The following is a 19,001-nucleotide window of genomic DNA, read 5'->3' as shown; positions in this document are numbered from 1 at the left end:
CGCTCGCTCACCGATGGAACGTGATCGATCGGGCCGCGTACTGGCCGCGCTGTCGGTGTCGCCCGCGCTCGCCGTGGCGGGCTGGCTGCTCGTGGGCCTGCCGCTGCTGCTGGCCGGCCGGTTCGCGCCGCTGCCCGCGCTGCTTCTCGGGGTGACCGCGGCGGCGCTGCTGTGCTGGGCGGGCACGCGCGGCGTCCTACGGGGGGCGCGTGGCGCGGGCCAGGGCGTCCAGGCCACGCCCTGGCAGGTGGCGGGGGTCGTGGCGGTGGCGGCCGGGTCGGGCGTGTTCAACGTCGTCATGCACTCCGAGCAGCTCCTCGTCCGGCGCGACCCGGCGACCTACGCCCAGTACGCGGCCTGGATCGCCGGGCACGGCTCGCTGCCGATCCCCGACCAGGCGGCGGCGTTCGGCGGCCACGACTCTTCCCTGTACTTCGACAGCGTCGGCACCTACCCGGTGGACGGCGGGGTGGTGCCGCAGTTCATGCCGGGGCCGCCGATGTTGTTCGCGATCGGCGACTGGCTGGGGGCACCGTTCGCGGTGCCGGCCGTGCTGGGCGCGCTGGCCGTGCTGACGGTGGCCGGGGTGGCGGCGCGGCTGGCCGGGGGGCGGTGGGCGGTGCTCGCGGCGGCGGCGTTCGCGGTGAGCCTGCCGATCCTCTACACCTCGCGTACGACGTTCAGCGAGATCCCGTCGCTGATCCTGCTGTTCGGCGGGCTGGCGCTGGCCCAGGACGCGATCGAGGCCGAGCGGCCCGGCTGGCGGCAGGGGCTGCCGGCCGGGCTGGTGCTGGGGCTGGCCGTCCTGGTCAGGGTCGACGGGCTGCGCGACGTGCTGCCGGTGCTGGCGTACGCGGGGCTGCTGGTCGCGATGCGGCGGTCGGGCAGGGCGCAGGGGGCGGTGGGGGTGCCGCTGCTGGCGGGGCTGGTGGCGGGGGCCGGGGTGGGGCTGCTGGCGGCGTACGTGCTGGCCCGGCCTTACCTGGAGTATCTGTCGGGGTCCGTCCGGCCGCTGCTGGTCATCTGCGCGGTCGTGCTCGTGCTCACGCCGGTCGGCGTGGCGACCGCGCCCGTCCTGGCCGGGATCCGGCCGCCGCGGTGGCTGCCGACTGCGGGGGCCGCGCTGGTCGTGCTGGTCATGGCCGGTCTGTACGCCCGTCCCTGGTTCCAGACCGTGACCCGGAAGCCCGCGAACATCGAGGACGCCCGCACGGCCGAGTTCATCGCCCAGATCCAGAAGGCGAACGGCCTGCCCGTCCAGGGGGACCGGCTCTACTTCGAGTACTCGCTCCATTGGGTCACCTGGTACATCGGCATCCCGGCCGTCGTGCTGGCCACGGTCGCGGCGGCCGTGCTGCTGCGCAGGCTGCTGCGCGACGGCAGGCCGTTCGTCTGGCTGCTGCCGCTGGCGATGATCGGCTGGACGACGGTCACCACGCTGCTGCGGCCCGAGATCACCCCCGACCAGCCGTGGGCCTCGCGGCGGCTGGTCCCGGTCGTGATCCCCGGGCTGATCGTGCTGGCGGTGTGGGGGCTGGGCTGGTTGCGGGAGCGGTCGTGGCCGCGGGAGCCGGTGCGGCGGTGGGCGACGGTCGCGGGGGTGCTGCTGGTGCTCGCGCCGCCGGTGGTGACCTCGATCGGCACCGCGTTCACGCCGGTCGAGCGGGGGGAGGCGGCGGCGGTCCGGACGATGTGCGGGGCGATCCCGCCCGAGGCGTCGGTGCTGTTCGTCGAGCGGGTGACCGGCGACCGGTTCACCCAGCTCGTCCGCGGGATGTGCGGCCGTCCGGCGGCGCAGGTGACGCGGCCCGAAGGGCACGACCTGGCGGAGGAGCCGGCGGTCCGGGCCGCCGTCGAGAGGGTCAGGGCGGCCGGCCGGGTGCCGGTCGTGCTCGCCGCGGACCCCGGCCAGGTCGCCCCTTACGGAACGCCGCGCCAGATCATGGGCCTGGTGACCCGCCAGGACGAGCGCTCGCTCGTGGACCCGCCCAACGGGACGTGGTCTTTGCGGGTAGATGTCTGGATGGCGGTGGGTTGACCCCGGTCCGGGCGGATCGCGATAGTTCTGGGCATGCCTGACACCGACGAGCTGTCGTTCGGCGACGACCGGGAGCCCTGGTTACGGCCCTGGATCAGAGCCCACCAGAGGACGGCGGCGATGGCCGTAATGGCCGTCCTGCTGGTGGCGGCGCTCGGCGGGGGCGGCTGGTACCCGCACCTGCGCTCGCTCCTGCCCTCGCCGCCGCCCGACGGCGCGCTGCCCGTCGTGGACGGCTTCACCGTCGCGCTGTGCGCCGAGGGGACGCAGGGATGCCCGCAGGGCACCGCCGAGCGGGTGCTGGCGCTGGTCCGGCGGATCCCCGAGGCGGTCGCGCCCACGCTGGTGCCCGCCGACGAGATCGAGCGGCGCTGGGCCCAGAAGGTGATCATCGACGAGGGGCTGGCCAAGCCCCGCGAGGAGAGCTGGATCCCGGAGATCGAGGCCGGGCTGCGCGGCCCGGCCGACTACGACGCCGTCCGGCGGCGGCTGGCCGGGGAGCCGGGCATCCTGGTCATGCCCCGCCTGCCCAGCTTCTGGCAGGGCAAGGCCGACCTGAGCGTCGTGATGTGCGGCCGGCGGCAGCAGTACCCCTCCTGCCGGGCCGCGGCGACCGAGGCGCAGCGCGACGCCGTCGTGGCCCGGCTGCGCGAGCTGGACGGCGTGGACGAGGTGTTCCTCCAGGACAAGCCGTTCGGCCTGCGGCTTTCCCGGCTCTACCAGGGCGACGTGCCGCCTCTCACGATCGACGCCGTCTCCGAGATGTTGTACGTGCGCTTCGACGACCCCGCCAGGGCCAAGGCGGTGGGTCAGGAGATGCTCAGGATGCCCGGCGTAGGATGGTCACAGCTGATCAAGTGACTGTAAAGCCCGTCGATGTGGACTCGGCTTCCAGCGGGGCAGAGTACCCTCGACCCCCGTGAGCACGCTTGAGACCCCCAAGAGTGGACCTGCCGTGGAAGAAGCGCCGTACGTCACGATCGTCCTGCCCTGCTACAACGAGCAGGACCACGTCATCGACGAGGTCGAGCGCATCACGCGGGCGATGGACTCCAGCGGCTACACCTACGAGCTGGTCGCCGTCGACGACTGCTCGACCGACCAGACCCTGGCCCGGCTCGAAGAGGCCGCGCCCGAGTACCCTCACCTGCGCATCCGCGCCTTCCACCGCAACGGCGGCTCGGGCACCGTGCGCCGCATCGGCACGCAGGAGGCCAGGGGCGAGATCGTCGTCTGGACCGACGCCGACATGACCTACCCCAACGAGCGCATCCCCGAGCTGGTGCAGATCCTGGAGAAGGACCAGACGGTCGACCAGGTCGTCGGCGCGCGCACCACGGAGGAGGGGTCGCACAAGATCCTGCGGGTGCCGGCCAAGTGGGTGATCCGCAAGGTGGCCGAGAAGCTCGCCGGGCAGAAGATCCCCGACCTCAACTCGGGGCTGCGCGCCTTCCGCAAGTCGGTGGCCCGGCCCTACCTGCGGCTGCTGCCGCCCGGGTTCTCCTGCGTCACGACGATCACGCTGTCGTTCCTGTCCAACCAGCACGACGTCTACTACCTGCCCATCGAGTACGCCAAGCGGGCCGGCAAGTCGAAGTTCAGTTTCATCTCCGACGCCTACCGTTACATCCTCCAGGTGCTGCGGATGATCATGTACTTCAACCCGCTCAAGGTGCTCATGCCGCCGGCGCTCTGGCTGGTGGCGATCGGGTTCGTGAAGGGCGTCTGGGACATGGTCCGCCAGCCGTTCTACTTCCCGGCCAACACGGTCATGATCTTCCTGTCGGGCCTGCTGATCGGCTCGGTGGCGCTGCTGGCCGACCTGATCGTGCGGTCGCGGGGGGAATAGCGCGTGCGGATCGCGATCGTCGGCCCGACCCATCCGTACAAGGGGGGCGGGGCGCAGCACACCACCGAGCTGGCGCACCGGCTGGCGGCCCAGGGCCACGACGTGGTGATCGAGTCGTGGCGGGCCCAGTACCCGTCGTTCCTCTATCCAGGGCAGCAGACGATCTCCGAGCCCGAGGGCACGCCGTACCCGAGGACCGCGCGGCGGCTCGACTGGCGGCGGCCCGACGGGTGGTTCGCGGCGGGGCGGCGGCTGCGCACGGCCGACCTGGTGGTGCTGGCGGTGCTGAGCCCTGTGCAGGTTCCTCCGTACCTGGGGATCCTGTCCGGGATCGGGCGGAAGGCCCGGACGGTCGCGCTCTGCCACAACGTGCTGCCGCACGAGCGGAAGCCGTACGACCAGCCGCTGATGAAGGCGCTGCTGCGGCGGGTCGACGGCGTGCTGGCCCACTCCGAGCAGCAGGCCGAGCTGGCCAGGGAACTCGCGCCGGGCAGGCCGGTCGGGGTGGCGGGGCTGCCGCCGCACCTGCCGTCCACGTCGGCCGAGCAGTCCGGCGGGGTGCGCGGGCGGTTGTTGTTCTTCGGGATGGTCCGCCCGTACAAGGGGCTTGACCTGCTGCTGCGGGCGTTGCCCGAGGGGATCTCGCTGACCGTCGCGGGCGAGTTCTGGGGCGGCCTCGACGGGACGAAGGCGCTGATCGACGAGCTGGGCCTGGCCGACCGGGTCGAGCTGCGGCCCGGGTACGTCCCCGCCGCCGACGTGCCGAAGCTGTTCGCCGCGGCCGACGCGCTGGTGCTGCCGTACCGCAGCGCCACCGCCAGCCAGAACGTCTGGCTCGGCCACGAGCACGGCGTGCCGGTGATCGCCACCCGGGTGGGCGCGCTGGCCGACCACGTGACCGACGGCGTCGACGGCCTGCTGGTCGAGCCGGGCGACGCCGGGGCGCTGCGCGCGGCGATCGAGCGCTTCTACGCCTCCGGCGAGCCGGAGAGGTTGCGGTCGGGGGTCAAGGCGGTCGATCCCGAGCCGTTCTGGGCCGCGTACGCGGGCGCGCTGCTCGCCGTCTGACGGCCGAGCACGAACGCGGCCCCCGCCGCGACCGCGTCGGCCAGCGTGAACGCCAGCCGCGACACGATCGCCACCGCGATGGCCGGAGCGGTGCCGATGACCGGCCCGAGCACCAGCACGAGCGCGCCCTCCCGCACGCCCACCCCGGCGGGCACCACGAAGGCCAGGATGCCGGTGCACCAGGCGAACGTGTACGCGCCGGTCGCCACGAGGTAGAGGTCGGGGCGGCCGGACAGCAGCCAGGTGTGCAGGCCGTAGACGAACCAGCCGAGCGCGGTCCAGGCGACCGCGACGACGACCGTGCGGCCGGGAAGCGCGCTCTCCAGCGGCTCCTTGCGGGCGATCCGCAGCGCCAGGTTGAGCCCCCAGGTGAGCACCTTGGGATGCAGGCACACGATGATCACCGGGACGAGCAGCACCACGTACCAGGCCCGGCGGACGGCCTCGTGCGAGCTCAGCGTGGCGGCGGCGATCGAGATGCCGACGCCCAGGTTGACCACCAGCCCGAGCGAGATCGTCGCGAACGTGCGCCGCGGCGGGCTCCCGTGGTCCCGCCCGAGGTCCATCATGGCCGCGTACGCCCACACCGCGCCCGGGATGTACTTGCCGAGCTGGCCCACGAACATGATCCGCCCGGCCACCCGCAGCGGCAGCCGCGTGCCGAGCCCCGCCATGATCTGCCGCCAGGCCACCAGCATGCAGAACTGCCCGGCCAGCACCGCCCCGAACGCCCCGAGCACCGCCCACGGCGACAGCCTGGCCAGGGCCTGCGTCGTGTCGTGCCAGTTCCTCGCCAGGCCGTAGCCGAGGAAGGCGAGGGCGACCAGCGCGAGCAGGACGCGCAGCAGGCGGCGCAGCATCAGGCCAGGCTACGCGGGAGCCGCCGGGTTGAGCCAGCATGTGGGGCAGGTCAGCGTACCGGGGCCCGCGGCGCGGGTACTGTTGGGCGGCGTGGGCAAGCAACGCGTCGCGCAGCTCGAGTACTCCGAATTCCAGTCGGCCATGCTCGACGAGGACAAACGCCGCCGCAAGGCCGCGAAGATCATCGCCGTGCTGGAGCACTTCCAGGGGCCGCTCGGCGGACTGACCGTGGGCGACGTCGGCTGCTCGGCCGGGTTCATCGCCGACGAGCTGGCCCAGGCCGGGGCCAAGCACACGCTGGGCATCGACATCGACGTGCCGGGGCTGCGCAAGGCCGCCGACCGGTTCGGCGAGCGGGTGGCGTTCGTCTGCGGCGACGGCACGGCGCTGCCCTTCCCCGACGGGTCCATCGACGTGCTGGTGTTCAACCACATCTACGAGCACGTGGTCGACCCCGACGCCGTGGTGGCCGAGATGCACCGCGTGCTGTCCGACGACGGGGTGCTCTATCTCGGGCTCGGCAACCGGCTCGGGGTCGTCGAACCCCACTACAAGCTGCCGTTCCTGTCGTACCTGCCGCCCGCGCTGGCCGACCGCTACGTGCGCGCGTCCGGCCGCGCCGACCACTACTACGAGCGGTTCAGGACGCGGCGGGGGCTGCGAAAGATGTTGCGGGCCTTCCACGTGTGGGACTACACGTTCCCGGTGCTGGCCACGCCGACCAGGTTCGCCGGCTCCGAGCTGTTCCCCGGCCTGCCGGGCCGGCTGGTCAGGGCCGTGCTGGCCCGCGCGCCGCGCGAGGTGCTGCGGCTGCTGCTGCCCGTCGTGCCGACGTACCTGTGGGTGGCGACCAAGACGCCGCGCAGGCCCGCCGGGCCGGCGCTGCCGCAGCCGCCCGAGCGGGTCCTGCCGCTGTGAGCCTCGTGGAGGAGACGGGCGCGAGCGCCGTCCCCAAGCGGTCGTTGCCGCGCCGGCTGCTGCGCTTCGGCTTCCTGGCCGTCGCGCTCGCGTTCGGCGCGTGGGCGGTGGCCGGGCAGTGGGACGCCGTGGTGGCCGGATTCGCCAGGCTGTCGTGGCCGGCGCTGGCCGGGTCGCTGGTCGCCGTGGTCGCCGCGCTGCTCGGGGCCATGCTCACCTGGCGCACGCTGCTGGCCGACCTGGGCTCGCCGCTGCCGCTGCGGCCGGCCGCCAAGGTGTTCTTCGTCGGCCAGCTCGGCAAGTACATCCCCGGCGCGGTCTGGCCGGTGCTCGCCCAGATGGAGATGGGCCGCGACCTGGGCGTGCCGCGTCCGCGCAGCGCCGCGGCGTTCTTCCTGATGATGCCGGTCCAGATCGCCAGCGGCCTGCTCGTCACGCTGGTCACGCTCGGCTGGCACCGGTTCGGCTGGGTGCTGCTGTTCATCCCGCTGCTGCTGGTGCTGTTGGAGCCCAAGGTCGTCAACGGCGTGATCGGCTTCGGCCTGCGCAAGCTCAAACGGGAGCCCCTGGAACGACCGCTCACCCGCCGCGGCATGCTCACCGCGTTCGGCTGGGCGCTGGCCGGCTGGACGGCCTACGGCGTGCACTTCTTCTTCATCGCCCCGCAGGGCGGCCTGCTGTTCGCCGTCGGGGCGTTCGCCCTGTCGTGGTGCCTGGGCATCGTGACCTTCGTCGTGCCGGCGGGGGCGGGGGTGCGCGAGGTGGCGATGGTGGCGGTGCTCGCCCCCGTGCTCGACAGCGGCGCGGCCATCGCGGTGGCCCTGTGCTCCCGCATCGTCATCGTCGTCGGGGACCTGATCTGCGCAGGCCTGGCGGGAATCGCCTCACGTCGCGACTCCGTGTGATTTGGCCCACGATTTGGGGGAGGGTGGTCATAAGCTGAATCAAAGAGGGGGGACTTGCCAGGTCCCACGTTGATCTTGAGGGGAGAAGATCCACGCAATGCCTCGCATGCTCGTCGATGCCGCCGCGGTCCCCGCCGACCGTGGAGCGTTGATCCGGTACGTGGACGGGCTCGTGGCCGCGCTCCACCGGGCCGGAACCGATCTCGCCGTGGTCTGCCAGCGTGCGGAAGCGGAAAGGTACCGGCGACTGGCGCCTTCGGCCCGGGTCATCCCCGGCCCCGTCGCCATCACCAACAGGGCCGCCAGGCTGGCCTGGGAGCAGACCGGCCTGCCGCTGCTCGCCCGCCAGGCGGGGGCCGAGGTCATCCACGCCCCCTACTACTCCATGCCGCTGCGTTCCGGCGTCCCGACCGTCGTGACGGTGCACGACGTGACCTGGTTCACCGAGCCCGAGCAGCACAGCCCGGCCAGGGCCGCGTTCTTCCGCTCGGCCACGCGCACCGCCGTCCGGCACGCCCGGCGCGTCATCGTGCCGTCCAAGGCGACCAGGGACGAACTGGTCCGGGTGTTGTCGGCCGACCCGACCCGCATCGACGTCGCCTACCACGGCGTCGACCTGGCCCAGTTCCACCCGCCGAGCCAGGACGAGATCCGCCGGGCGGCCATCAGGTGCGGGCTGCACGGCCAGCCGTACGTGGCCTTCCTCGGCAACCTCGACCCCCGCAAGAACGTGCCCAACCTGATCCGCGGCTTCGCCGCCGCCGTGAAACGGCTGGAGACGCCGCCCGCGCTGGTGCTCGGCGGCGGCGTGCACGAGGACGACGTCGACGCCGCCTGCCGCGAGGTGGAGGCCACCGTCCGGGTGATCAGGCCGGGATACCTGCGCGCGCCCGATCTGCCGGGGTTCCTGGGCGGTGCGCTCGTCGTGGCGTTCCCCTCGCGGGGCGAGGGCTTCGGCATGCCGGTGCTGGAGGCCATGGCCTGCGGCGCGGCCGTGCTCACCAGCCACCGCACCTCGCTGCCCGAGGTGGGCGGCGACGCCGTCGCCTACACCGAGCCGGACGCGGACAGCATCGCCGACGCCCTGGGCGAGCTGCTGGCCTCCTCCGAGCGGAGGCGGCAGTTGCAGGAGGCCGGACAGGCACGGGCACGCGAATTCACCTGGGAGGCTTCGGCGGAGGCGCATCTCAACTCCTATCAACGCGCAATCGAATAGTTCGCTACTCTCACGGAGTGATGGAGAGCTCTTTGCCAGACCTCGAGGCGATCCTCCTGGTCGGGGGGCAGGGCACACGCCTGCGTCCGCTGACACTGGGCACGCCCAAGCCGCTGCTGCCGACCGCCGGAGTGCCGTTCCTGGCCCACCAACTCGCCCGCGCCCGGTCCTTCGGCGTACGCCGGATCGTGTTCGCGACCTCGTACAAGGCGGCGATGTTCGAGCCCGTCTTCGGTGACGGGGCGGCCCTCGGGCTCTCGCTCGAATACATCACGGAGGAGACGCCGCTCGGCACCGGCGGGGCCATCCGGAACGCCGCCGAGGCGCTCACCTCCGGGCCCTCCGACCCGGTGCTCATCCTCAACGGCGACATCCTGTCCGGGCACGACATCGGCGACCAGGTGCGCACCCACTGCGAGCGCGACGCCGCCGTGACGCTGCACCTGACGGAGGTGGACGACCCGACGCGGTTCGGCTGCGTGCCGACCGACGAGTCCGGACGGGTGACCGCGTTCCTGGAGAAGACCCCCAACCCGGTCACCAACCGCATCAACGCCGGCTGCTACGTCTTCACCCGCTCGGTGATCGACTCGATCCCGCGCGGCGAGGTCGTCTCCGTGGAGCGTGAGACGTTCCCCGGGCTGATCGACTCCGGCGAGCTGGTGCTCGGGTACGCCGACCGGACGTACTGGCTCGACGTGGGCACTCCCGCCGCGTTCGTGAAGGGCTCGCGCGACCTGGTGCTCGGGCGGCTCGACTCGCCCGCGCTGCCCGGCCCGCAGGGCGAGCACCTCGCGCTCGGCGGGGCGAAGATCTCGGCCGAGGCCAAGGTCCAGGGCGGCACCGCCGTCGGCGCGCGGGCTGTCGTCGAGGCGGGCGCGTCCGTGGTGGGGTCGGTGTTGTGCGACGACAGCGTCGTCGAGGCCGGGGCCACCGTGAGCGATTCGGTCGTGGGCAAGGGGGCGCGGATCTGCGCCGGCACGGTCGTGCGCGACGCGGTGATCGGTGACGGCGCGGTGGTCGGGCCGGGCAACGAGCTCCAGGGCGGGGTGCGCGTCTGGCCCGGCATCGAGCTGCCCGAACGCGCGGTGCGCTACTCCAGCGACGTCTGACCCACCCGGCGGGCCCGGCCAGGCCGGGCGGGTGAGCGACCACCCGCCGCCGCGCGGCAGACTGGACGGGTGATGGAACGCAGGTGGGAGCCCGACGGGCCGCTCGACGCGGAGTTGGCCCTGGGCCCCCACCGGCGCGGCACCGGCGATCCCGCCTGGCGCCGCACCCCCGACGGCTCGGTCTGGCGCACCTGCCGCACCCCCGACGGCCCGAGCACGCTGCGGATGACCGTGACGGCCGGAGCCGTGCACGCCCAGGCGTGGGGGCCGGGAGCCGGATGGTCGCTGGAGACCCTGCCCGCCCTGCTCGGCGCGCTCGACGACGTCTCCGGCTTCCGCGTCCGGCACGACGTGCTGGCGGACGTGGCCCGCAAGCACGCGGGGCTGCGCATCGGGCGTACCGGGCGGGTCATGGAGGCGCTGGTGCCCGCCGTGCTGGAGCAGAAGGTCGTCGGCCGGGAGGCGTGGCGGGCCTGGCGCTACCTGCTCGGTCACTACGGCGAGCCCGCGCCCGGCCCGGCCCCCGACGGCATGCGGGTGGCGCCCGAGCCGGTCGTGTGGCGGCAGATCCCGAGCTGGCACTGGCACCGGGCGGGCGCGGAGGCCGTCCGGGCCAGGACGATAGCCAACGCCGCCTGGCACGCCGCCAAGCTGGAGGCCGCGGCCACCACCGAGGAGCTCGACCGGCTGCTGCGGGCGCTGCCCGGGATCGGCGTGTGGACGTCGGCCGAGATCCGCCAGCGTGTGTTCGGCGACGCCGACGCGGTGAGCGTGGGGGACTTCCACCTGGCCAAGCTGGTCGGCTACGCGCTGACGGGGGAGAAGACCGACGACCAGGGGATGATGCGGCTGCTGGAGCCGTATCGGGGGCATCGGCACCGGGCGACGGTGCTCGTCTGGCTCAGCGGCGTGCGTCCTCCGGCGCGGGGGCCGCGGATGCCGGCGCGCGACTATAGGTCCTTCTGACACCCCGCCCTGAGTGCGCGTCATGAACTCAGGGGTGCGTACTGTGCCTCTATGAGTGTTGTCAGTGATTCCGCGCTTCGCCGTGCCCTCGCCCGTGCCCGTGACGGCAAGGCACTCGACCTCACCGAGGCCGTCGTGCTGCTGCACGCGCGCGGTGAGCAGCTCGACGCGCTGCTCGACCACGCCTCCCGCGTGCGCGACGCCGGGCTGAAGGCCGCCGGCAGGGAAGGGGTGATCACCTACAGCAGGAAGGTGTTCATCCCGCTGACCAGGTTGTGCCGTGACCGTTGTGGCTACTGCACGTTCGCCACCGCGCCGCACAAGCTGGAGTCGGCCTTCCTGAGCCCGGACGAGGTGCTGGAGATCGCCCGGCAGGGCGCGGCGATGGGTTGCAAGGAGGCGTTGTTCACGCTGGGGGACCGGCCGGAGGACCGCTGGCACCAGGCCCGCGAGTGGCTGGACGCGCACGGCTACGACGACACGTTGTCCTACGTGCGGGCCATGGCGATCAGGGTGCTGGAGGAGACCGGGCTGTTGCCGCACCTCAATCCCGGTGTGCTGAGCTGGCGTGACCTCCAGCGGCTCAAGCCGGTCGCGCCGTCGATGGGCATGATGCTGGAGACCACCTCGCGGCGGCTGTTCGAGGAGAAGGGCCAGCCGCACTTCGGCTCCCCCGACAAGGACCCGGCGGTACGGCTGCGCGTCCTGGAGGACGCCGGACGCACCAACGTGCCGTTCACGACCGGGATCCTCATCGGCATCGGCGAGACCGTCGAGGACCGGGCCGAGTCGATCTTCGCGATCCGCAGGGTCGCCCGCGAGTACGGCGGCGTCCAGGAGGTCATCGTCCAGAACTTCCGCGCCAAGCCGGACACGGCCATGCGCGGCCTGCCGGACGCCGACCTGCACGAGCTCGCCGCCACGATCGCCGTCGCGCGCCTGGTCCTCGGCCCCCGCGTACGCCTCCAGGCCCCGCCCAACCTGGTCGACTCCGAGTACGCGCTCATGATCCGCGCCGGCATCGACGACTGGGGCGGCGTCTCGCCCCTGACCCCCGACCACGTGAACCCCGAGCGCCCCTGGCCGCAGATCGACGACCTGGCGGCGCGTACCGCGGAGTCCGGTTTCGACCTGCGGGAACGCCTGACGATCTACCCCGAGTACGTGCGGGCCGGCGAGCCCTGGCTGGACCCCCGGCTGTTCGCGCACGTCGAGGCCCTGGCCGACCCCGCCACCGGGCTCGCCCGCGAGGACGCCGTGCCGGAAGGCCGTCCCTGGCAGGAGCCCGACGGCGGGTTCGCCGCCTCCGGCCGGGTGGACCTGCACGTCGAGGTGGACACCACCGGCCGCGCGAACGACCGGCGCGACGACTTCGACCACGTCTACGGCGACTGGGCGGCCCTGCGCGACCGCCTCGGCCCGGTCGCGGCCCCGACGCCGAGCGACGTCCGGCAGGCGCTCAGGCGGGCCGAGGCCGACCCCGCCGGGCTGACCGACGCCGAGGCCGTCGCGCTGCTGGGCGCGGAGGGCGAGGCGCTGGACGAGCTGGCCGCCATCGCCGACGCGCTGCGCAAGGAGGCCGCCGGCGACGAGGTCACCTACGTCGTCAACCGGAACATCAACTTCACCAACGTCTGCTACACCGGCTGCCGCTTCTGCGCCTTCGCCCAGCGCAGGACCGACGCCGACGCGTACACGCTCAGCCTGGACCAGGTGGCCGACCGGGCCGAGGAGGCGTGGGCGGCGGGCGCGACCGAGGTGTGCATGCAGGGCGGCATCCATCCGGACCTGCCGGGAACCGCGTACTTCGACATCGCCAGGGCGGTCAAGGCCAGGACGCCCGGCATGCACGTGCACGCGTTCTCCCCGATGGAGGTCATCAACGGAGCCTCCCGGACGAACCTGTCCGTACGCGACTGGCTGGAGGCCGCCAAGGAGGCCGGCGTGGACTCGCTGCCCGGCACGGCGGCCGAGATCCTCGACGACGACGTGCGCTGGGTGCTGACCAAGGGCAAGCTGCCGGCCAAGGAGTGGATCGAGGTCATCACCACGGCCCACGAGGTCGGCATCCCGACGACGTCCACGATGATGTACGGCCATGTGGACCACCACCTGCACTGGGTCAAGCACATCAAGCTGATCAGGCAGCTCCAGGAGCGGACCGGCGGGTTCTCGGAGTTCGTGCTGCTGCCGTTCGTGCACACCAGCGCCCCGATCTACCTGGCCGGCATCGCCCGGCCCGGCCCCACCGCCCAGGAGAACCGCGCGGTGCACGCCCTGGCCAGGATCCTGCTGCACGGCGCGATCCCCAACATCCAGTGCTCGTGGGTCAAGCTCCAGGACGACCTGTGCCGCCAGGTGCTCCAGGGCGGCGTGAACGACCTCGGCGGCACCCTCATGGAGGAGACGATCAGCCGGATGGCGGGCTCGGAGAACGGCTCGTACAAGACGATCAGCGAACTGCGCGAGATGGTCGAGGTCACCGGCAGGCCGGTCCGCCAGCGCACCACCGAGTACGGCAGCCCCACGGACGAGCGGCTGGCCGCCGCGCGGGCGAGCGACGGGGTGTGCCAGAGCGTGAGAAGAATCTTGCCGATGGCGTAGTTATAACAAGTTCTAACAAGGCTTGCGCCCGGCACGGGAGGCACTGGAAGAATCATCACTCCACCGGAGAGAGGTTCATCGTGCGGTTGGGTCGACACCGTGCCGCGCTGCCTCCCGTGCAGCGACGCAGGAAGGCGCTCCAACGCGGCATGCTGGCCGGCCTCGCCGCCGTGGCCGTCGCCGCCGGCAGCCTGTACGTGGTCCTCGGCGGCGGTCCCGCCCTCTGCGTGTCACGAGAGCCTGTTCTGGTCAGCGTGGCCGCCGCCGTGGACGTGGCGCCGGCGGTCATGGAGGCCGCCGGGCGCTTCAATCAGACCAGGACGTCGGTCGGCGGCCGGTGCGTGCTGGTCCAGGTGACCGAGGAGCCGCCGGCCACGGTCCTGCGCACGCTGATCGGCGACCGGGCGGGCGTGCTGCGCGAGCGTCCCGACGGCTGGATCGCCGACTCCTCGGCCTGGATCAGGCTGGCCCGCAGCCAGGGCGCGAGCTCGCTGCCCGCGGGGGAGACCGTGGTGGCCACCTCGCCGCTGGTGTTCGCCACGCGCTCGTCGCTGGCCCAGCGCTTCTCGGTGGGCAGGACCGAGATGAACTGGCGGATGGTCTTCCCGCCGACCGTGCGCGGGCGGCTGACGCCCAACCCCGACGAGCCCGACGTCGTACGGGTGCCCGACCCGTCCCTGGTGGGCGCGGGGATCGCGACCGTGGCCGCGGCCAGGGACGTCGTGGGCACCGGGCCGGCCGCCGACAAGGCGCTGACCGCGTTCGTCCGGTGGGCGCAGGCCGGGTCGGCCCCCGACTACCGCAGCATGCTCGACGCCGTGGACGACCGCGGGTTCTGGCAGCGGCCGGTGGTCATCGTCCCGGAGCAGTCGGTGTGGAACCACAACCGGGTGCCCTCGTCCGACCCGGTCGTGGCGCTGCACCCGCGCGAGGGCACGATCGACCTCGACTACCCCTACGTCGTCACGGCCGCCGATCCGGCCGTCGCGGAGGCGTCCACGGCCTTCGCCGACTGGCTGAAGGGCGCCCAGGCGCAGGAGATCGTCCGGCGGGCCGGGTTCCGTTCGGGCGACGGCAGGCTGGGGCCGCTCTCGCCGGGCCCGCAGATCCCGTCGCAGGCGCCGCGGACCAGGCCGTCGGTGTCGCAGCAGGACATCGACGAGGCTTTGCGCGCCTGGAGCAGGCTGGCGCCGCCGACCAACATCCTCGTGCTGGCCGACACCTCCAAGCACATGGCCGAGCCGCTGAACGGCAGCACCAAGGTGCGCATCGCGCTGGCCGCGGCCAAGATCGGGCTGCAGCTCTTTCCGAACTCCACGCACATGGGCATGTGGGAGTTCGCCGACAAGGTGGGCAACATCAGGGGCTACCGCGAGCGCGTCGGGCTCGGCCCGATCAGCGAGCCGGAGTCGGGCCAGGTGCTGCGGCGCAGCGTCCTCGACGAGCTGACCAGCACGATCGCTCCCCACCCCGACCTGGACAGCTCGCTCTACGACGCGATACTGAGCGGGTTCCGCAAGGTCAGCGGCGACTACCGCGACGACATGAACAACACGCTGCTGGTGATCACGGCCGGCAAGGACGACGGCAAGGGGGTCAAGCTCCCGCAGCTTCTCGGCACCCTGCGGAACGAGTGGGACCCGGACAAGCCCGTCCAGATCGTCATCATCGCGTTCGGCAAGGACGTGGACCGCGGCAGCCTGTCGCAGATCACGGCGGCCACGAACGGCTCGCTGCACGAGGCGCAGGAGCCCGGGGAGATCATCGACGTCTTCCTCGGCGCGCTGGCCCGCAGGCTCTGCCACCCCACCTGCAAGCCGGCCGCCTGAGGGGATGCCGGTCGCCCGGCACCCCCTCGGCCTACATCTGGTGGACGGTGGCGTTCTCGCCGCGATGGTGGACGCGGGACACGAGCTTGTCCAGCGACCACGCGCCGCTGCCGAGCAGCGCCAGCATCAGGAACGACCACGAGAACATGGCCGCGGTCTCGCCCCCGTTCTGCAACGGGAACAGGCCCTTGGGCAGGTGGACGGTGAAGTAGGCGTAGGCCATCGTGCCCGAGCACAGCAGCGCGGCGACGCGGGTGGCGAGCCCGATGAGGACGAGGCCGCCCGCGCCGAGCTCGATCACCCCCGCCCACCAGTCGGGCCAGTGTCCTACGGAGGGGGTCGATCCGCCGTAGGGGCCGCCGAGTACGCCGAACAGAGTGGCGGCCCCGTGGCAGGCGAACAGCAGGCCCACCACGATGCGGAACAGCGACAGCGCGGCGTCACGAATCTTCGTCATCAGCCTGTCCAGACAGTCAGATCCGCTGCCAGAGCGCCGGGACGTTCGGCGGCTCCCAGCCGGCGATGGCCGTGTGGGGCTGCAGGCACCGGTAGGAGACGCCGTTGTAGGTGACCGTGCTGCCCGTGGTGTAGGCCGTGCCGGCCTTCCAGGTGCCCGAGGCCGTCGCGGTCGGCGTCGGCGTCGGGGTGGGCGTGGGGGTCACGGTCGGGGTGGGGGTGGGGGTCGGGTTGCCGCCGCCGCCGATCTGCAGGTCGATGCAGGAGTAGAAGGCGTTGGAGGTGTCGGAGATGTTCCAGATCGCCAGGACCTTCTGGCGGCCGGAGTAGCCGGAGAGGTTCACCGTGTGCGAGATCGTCGACGGCGGCTGCTGGCCGTTGCCGTTGAAGACGGCGACCCGGTTGCCGCCGATGTAGTACTCGTAGTTGAGGGTGGCGTGCCTGGCGGTGAACGTCCAGGTGAAGGTCACCGAGTTGCCCACGGAGGTGGCCGGCCAAGGCTTGCTCTCGTCACTGAGCTGGGCGAACTGGCCAAGGTTGGCGTTGCAGCTCCGCAGGCCCTTCGGGCCCTCGACGCTCTGCGGCTCGTAGACGATCTGGCCGCAGTCGGGCACCTTGCCCTGGGCGCAGAACGCCTGCCTGCTGGGGGGCGAGTTCACATAGCCATGGGCGAACGCGGGAGAGGTGTTGAACACCGCCGTGGCGATGGTGATCACCGCCACGGCGACTAACGTGAGAGTCCTTCGCATTGAAGTGGCTCCTTTACATGGGGGGATAGTCCAAATGTAAAGGAAAGTTTCCTAACGGTAAACGGTTGGCTTACCAGATTTCCAGACTCTCGTCAGAGGCTCAGCGCGTCACGATGTAATCGCGCGGGTCACGGGGGGCGCGGTCGCGCGGCGGCGCCGCGGCGTGCCCGATCGCCACGCAGCCCATCGGGTCCCACGACTCCGGCAGGTCGAGCACCTGCCGCACCACGGGCCGGCAGAACATCGTGGAGGACACCCAAGCCGAGCCCAGCCCCTCGACCGCGAGCTGGATCAGGAAGTTCTCCACGCCGGCGCCCGTCGCCACGACGAACATCTCCCGCTCGGAGGCGTTGCGCCGGTCGTCGCGGTAGGTGTGCGAGCCCTCCATCACCAGGCACGGCACCACCAGGTAGGGGGCGTTGCGCAGGACGTCGCCGCGCTTGACCCGCTTGGCGATCGACTGCTCGGTGAACCCGTCGGCGCGCAGGTCCTCGACCCACGCCTCGCGCATGGCGTCGAGCAGCTCGGTGCGCGTGCGCGCCGACTCGACCAGCACGAACCGCCACGGGGTCGTGTGGTGCGGCGCCGGCGCCGCGATGCCCGCGGCCACCGCCCTGCGCACCGCCTCGCCGTCGACCGGCCGGTCGGAGAACTCCCTGATCGTACGGCGGGCGAACACGACGTCGCGGGCGCCGAAACGGAACAGGTCTTCGTCGGCCGGGCGGACGAGCGGCCTGACCCCCGGCCCGTCGTCGTCGGTCACCAGATGGCCGAGGCCGCGCACGATCGCCGCGGGAACCCCGTCGAGCTTGCCCTTGACCAGCTCGGCCGCGCTCGCGATCTCGTCGGCCAGCGCGGTGACGGTGGCGCTGAGCGCGTTGCCGTAGGAGTCGGAGGAGCCGCGGAAGTCGTCGAGCGGACGCACCCCGGCGGCGCCGATCGCCACGTCGGTCAGCCCGTTGCGCCACGGACGCCCGAACGTGTCGGACACGATCACCCCCACCCGCGCGCCCAGCCCGGCCCTGATCCGCGCCGCGGAGGCGTCGGAGTCCTCGGGCAGCAGCAGGACGGTGCCGGGCTCGGTGTTGGAGGCGTCGACCCCGGCCGCGGCCATGACGAAACCGTGACGGGTCTGGACGATCACCGTGTCGCCGCGCCTGGCGACCACCCGCTCGGTCTCCTCCTCGATCGCGCTCGCCCGGTCGGGCGCCCGGCGGACGCGCCCCTCGGCCTTGCTGACGATCTTCGAGGTGACCACCACGATGTCGCCGTCGCGCAGGTCGGCGTCCTTGAGCAGGGCCGCCACGTCGTCACCCGGCCGGACCTCGCCGATGCCGGTGACGGCGATGACCTCGATCCGCCGCGAGCTCATCGGGCCAGCTCCAGGGCCAGGTCGAGCGCCGTACGGGCGATGTCGGCGGCCGTCTCGGCGTCGTGCATGAGGATCGGACGGGACACCACGCGCACGCCGTCGAGCGCCACCCCGGAGTCCTCCTCGGCCACCAGCCAGCCGTCGACCAGGCCCGCGCCGTAGAGGTCGAGCACGGCCTGGGCCGAGGTCTCCACCCCGATGGCCGTCAGGCAGGCGTCGGCCATGCCGCGCACGGGCGCGCCGCCGATGATGGGGGAGACGCCGACCACGGTCTTGGCCGCGACCGCCTCGCGGATGCCCGGGACCTGGAGGATCGTGCCGATGCTCACCACCGGGTTGGACGGCGGCAGGACGACCACGTCGGCCTGCTCGATCGCCTCCAGCACGCCCGGCGCGGGCTTGGCCGTCTCGACCCCCACCAGCGCGAACGACTCGGCCGGGACCGAGGCGCGCAGGCGCACCCACCACTCCTGGAAGTGCACCGCCCGCCTGCCGCGCTCGTCGGAGACCACCACGTGCGTCTCGCAGCGGTCGTCGGTCATCGGCAGCAGCCGCACGCCCGGCTGCCAGCGCGCGCACAGGGCCTCGGTGATCTGCGAGAGCGGGTAGCCCGCCTCCAGCATCTGGGAGCGGACGATATGGGTGGCGAAGTCGCGGTCGCCGAGCCCGAACCACTGCGGCTCGACCCCGTAGGCGGCCAGCTCCTCCTTGACGACATGGGACTCCTTGGCCCTGCCCCAGCCCTGCTCCTCGTCGATGCCGCCGCCCAGGGTGTACATGACGGTGTCGAGATCGGGGCAGACGCGCAGGCCGAACAGGGTGATGTCGTCACCCGTGTTGCCGATGACGGTGATCGAGGCGTCGGGTGCGGTGGCGCGCAGGCCGCGCAGGAAACGGGCGCCGCCGATGCCGCCGGCGAGGGACACGATGTGCATGCGTCCCAGTCTTTCACCGGGCTCCGACATCCCCGTGGGGGGAGTGCTTCTGCCCCACTTCGTGGCAGGAAGTTCCAGGTATAGGGGTAAATGGGAGGGAAGAGGTTCTTGGGACGCCCGCCG

Annotated in this window: 16 protein-coding genes; 11 read left to right on the top strand and 5 right to left on the bottom strand. The window is 72.4% G+C overall.

Translation table 11 applies throughout. The features are described 5' to 3' along the window. Window positions 1-13 precede the first annotated feature (13 nt). From ACIHAD_RS03055 to ACIHAD_RS03040, 4 genes are read left to right on the top strand one after another with little or no spacing between them, the layout of a single operon-like run. Window positions 14-2,038 (top strand): glycosyltransferase family 39 protein, encoded by a 2,025-nt coding sequence (locus tag ACIHAD_RS03055; RefSeq protein WP_397352648.1) that lies wholly within the window; start codon window positions 14-16, stop codon window positions 2,036-2,038. A 33-nt stretch (window positions 2,039-2,071) separates the two neighbouring features. Beyond that, entirely contained in the window at window positions 2,072-2,899 is an 828-nt protein-coding gene (locus ACIHAD_RS03050; protein WP_397352647.1) for a hypothetical protein, read from the top strand. Between the two features lie 58 nt (window positions 2,900-2,957). Continuing rightward, window positions 2,958-3,887 carry a glycosyltransferase family 2 protein gene (locus ACIHAD_RS03045; RefSeq protein ID WP_125632415.1) on the top strand — a complete coding sequence of 310 codons (930 nt, stop codon included), beginning with the start codon at window positions 2,958-2,960 and terminating at the stop codon, window positions 3,885-3,887. Window positions 3,888-3,890: 3 nt separating this feature from the next. Next, window positions 3,891-4,955 (top strand): glycosyltransferase family 4 protein, encoded by a 1,065-nt coding sequence (locus ACIHAD_RS03040; protein ID WP_397352646.1) that lies wholly within the window; start codon window positions 3,891-3,893, stop codon window positions 4,953-4,955. On the opposite strand, the gene ACIHAD_RS03035 is transcribed toward ACIHAD_RS03040, so the two are convergent. Further along, a complete protein-coding gene (locus ACIHAD_RS03035) occupies window positions 4,856-5,815 on the bottom strand; it encodes a YbhN family protein (RefSeq protein WP_397352645.1) in 960 nt (319 codons plus the stop codon). The two genes, ACIHAD_RS03040 and ACIHAD_RS03035, sit on opposite strands and share 100 nt — an antisense overlap. A 91-nt stretch (window positions 5,816-5,906) precedes the next feature. Between ACIHAD_RS03035 and ACIHAD_RS03030 the strand changes: the two genes are divergently transcribed. From ACIHAD_RS03030 to ACIHAD_RS03000, 7 genes are all read left to right on the top strand, one after another. Next, complete coding sequence (locus ACIHAD_RS03030; RefSeq protein WP_397352643.1) at window positions 5,907-6,734, top strand: methyltransferase domain-containing protein; 828 nt, start codon at window positions 5,907-5,909, stop codon at window positions 6,732-6,734. After that, window positions 6,731-7,639 (top strand): lysylphosphatidylglycerol synthase domain-containing protein, encoded by a 909-nt coding sequence (locus ACIHAD_RS03025; RefSeq protein ID WP_397352642.1) that lies wholly within the window; start codon window positions 6,731-6,733, stop codon window positions 7,637-7,639. The genes ACIHAD_RS03030 and ACIHAD_RS03025 overlap by 4 nt, the downstream gene beginning before the upstream one ends. A 106-nt stretch (window positions 7,640-7,745) precedes the next feature. Beyond that, entirely contained in the window at window positions 7,746-8,855 is a 1,110-nt protein-coding gene (locus ACIHAD_RS03020; protein WP_397352640.1) for a glycosyltransferase family 4 protein, read from the top strand. A 20-nt stretch (window positions 8,856-8,875) separates the two neighbouring features. Beyond that, window positions 8,876-9,967: a sugar phosphate nucleotidyltransferase gene (locus ACIHAD_RS03015; protein ID WP_397352639.1), complete on the top strand. Its 1,092-nt coding sequence runs from the start codon at window positions 8,876-8,878 to the stop codon at window positions 9,965-9,967. Between the two features lie 72 nt (window positions 9,968-10,039). Next, window positions 10,040-10,933 (top strand): DNA-3-methyladenine glycosylase family protein, encoded by an 894-nt coding sequence (locus tag ACIHAD_RS03010; RefSeq protein WP_397353029.1) that lies wholly within the window; start codon window positions 10,040-10,042, stop codon window positions 10,931-10,933. 51 nt (window positions 10,934-10,984) lie between these two features. Then, complete coding sequence (locus ACIHAD_RS03005; RefSeq protein ID WP_397352638.1) at window positions 10,985-13,537, top strand: bifunctional FO biosynthesis protein CofGH; 2,553 nt, start codon at window positions 10,985-10,987, stop codon at window positions 13,535-13,537. Between the two features lie 116 nt (window positions 13,538-13,653). Further along, window positions 13,654-15,366 (top strand): substrate-binding and VWA domain-containing protein, encoded by a 1,713-nt coding sequence (locus ACIHAD_RS03000; protein ID WP_397352637.1) that lies wholly within the window; start codon window positions 13,654-13,656, stop codon window positions 15,364-15,366. 31 nt (window positions 15,367-15,397) lie between these two features. On the opposite strand, the gene ACIHAD_RS02995 is transcribed toward ACIHAD_RS03000, so the two are convergent. The 4 genes from ACIHAD_RS02995 to cofD form a co-directional block, all read right to left on the bottom strand. Beyond that, window positions 15,398-15,823: a DoxX family protein gene (locus ACIHAD_RS02995; protein WP_397352636.1), complete on the bottom strand. Its 426-nt coding sequence runs from the start codon at window positions 15,821-15,823 to the stop codon at window positions 15,398-15,400. 16 nt (window positions 15,824-15,839) lie between these two features. After that, the gene (locus ACIHAD_RS02990; protein ID WP_397352635.1) at window positions 15,840-16,571 is read right to left on the bottom strand and encodes a lytic polysaccharide monooxygenase; all 732 of its coding nucleotides are present in this window, start codon (window positions 16,569-16,571) and stop codon (window positions 15,840-15,842) included. A 100-nt stretch (window positions 16,572-16,671) separates the two neighbouring features. Further along, window positions 16,672-17,943, bottom strand: a complete 1,272-nt coding sequence (locus ACIHAD_RS02985) for a coenzyme F420-0:L-glutamate ligase (protein WP_397352634.1) — start codon at window positions 17,941-17,943, stop codon at window positions 16,672-16,674. Next, complete coding sequence (gene cofD, locus ACIHAD_RS02980; RefSeq protein ID WP_397352633.1) at window positions 17,940-18,878, bottom strand: 2-phospho-L-lactate transferase; 939 nt, start codon at window positions 18,876-18,878, stop codon at window positions 17,940-17,942. Before cofD ends, ACIHAD_RS02985 begins: the two co-directional genes overlap by 4 nt. Window positions 18,879-19,001: the final 123 nt, after the last annotated feature.

This window comes from Nonomuraea sp. NPDC052265, assembly GCF_044547985.1.
Lineage (GTDB): Bacteria > Actinomycetota > Actinomycetes > Streptosporangiales > Streptosporangiaceae > Nonomuraea.
The sequence above is the reverse complement of the archived record's forward strand: the minus strand, read 5'-3'. Positions and strand labels throughout refer to the sequence as shown.

What these genes read in the sequence shown, in the direction of transcription:
- ACIHAD_RS03015 (WP_397352639.1), top strand. Translation starts at nt 8,876, where the DNA reads ATGGAGAGCTCTTTGCCAGACCTCGAGGCGATCCTCCTGGTCGGGGGG.
- ACIHAD_RS03010 (WP_397353029.1), top strand. Translation starts at nt 10,040, where the DNA reads ATGGAACGCAGGTGGGAGCCCGACGGGCCGCTCGACGCGGAGTTGGCC.
- ACIHAD_RS02995 (WP_397352636.1), bottom strand. Translation starts at nt 15,823, where the DNA reads ATGACGAAGATTCGTGACGCCGCGCTGTCGCTGTTCCGCATCGTGGTG.
- ACIHAD_RS02990 (WP_397352635.1), bottom strand. Translation starts at nt 16,571, where the DNA reads ATGCGAAGGACTCTCACGTTAGTCGCCGTGGCGGTGATCACCATCGCC.
- ACIHAD_RS03035 (WP_397352645.1), bottom strand. Translation starts at nt 5,815, where the DNA reads ATGCTGCGCCGCCTGCTGCGCGTCCTGCTCGCGCTGGTCGCCCTCGCC.
- ACIHAD_RS02985 (WP_397352634.1), bottom strand. Translation starts at nt 17,943, where the DNA reads ATGAGCTCGCGGCGGATCGAGGTCATCGCCGTCACCGGCATCGGCGAG.
- ACIHAD_RS03055 (WP_397352648.1), top strand. Translation starts at nt 14, where the DNA reads ATGGAACGTGATCGATCGGGCCGCGTACTGGCCGCGCTGTCGGTGTCG.
- ACIHAD_RS03050 (WP_397352647.1), top strand. Translation starts at nt 2,072, where the DNA reads ATGCCTGACACCGACGAGCTGTCGTTCGGCGACGACCGGGAGCCCTGG.
- ACIHAD_RS03020 (WP_397352640.1), top strand. Translation starts at nt 7,746, where the DNA reads ATGCTCGTCGATGCCGCCGCGGTCCCCGCCGACCGTGGAGCGTTGATC.
- ACIHAD_RS03005 (WP_397352638.1), top strand. Translation starts at nt 10,985, where the DNA reads ATGAGTGTTGTCAGTGATTCCGCGCTTCGCCGTGCCCTCGCCCGTGCC.
- cofD (WP_397352633.1), bottom strand. Translation starts at nt 18,878, where the DNA reads ATGCACATCGTGTCCCTCGCCGGCGGCATCGGCGGCGCCCGTTTCCTG.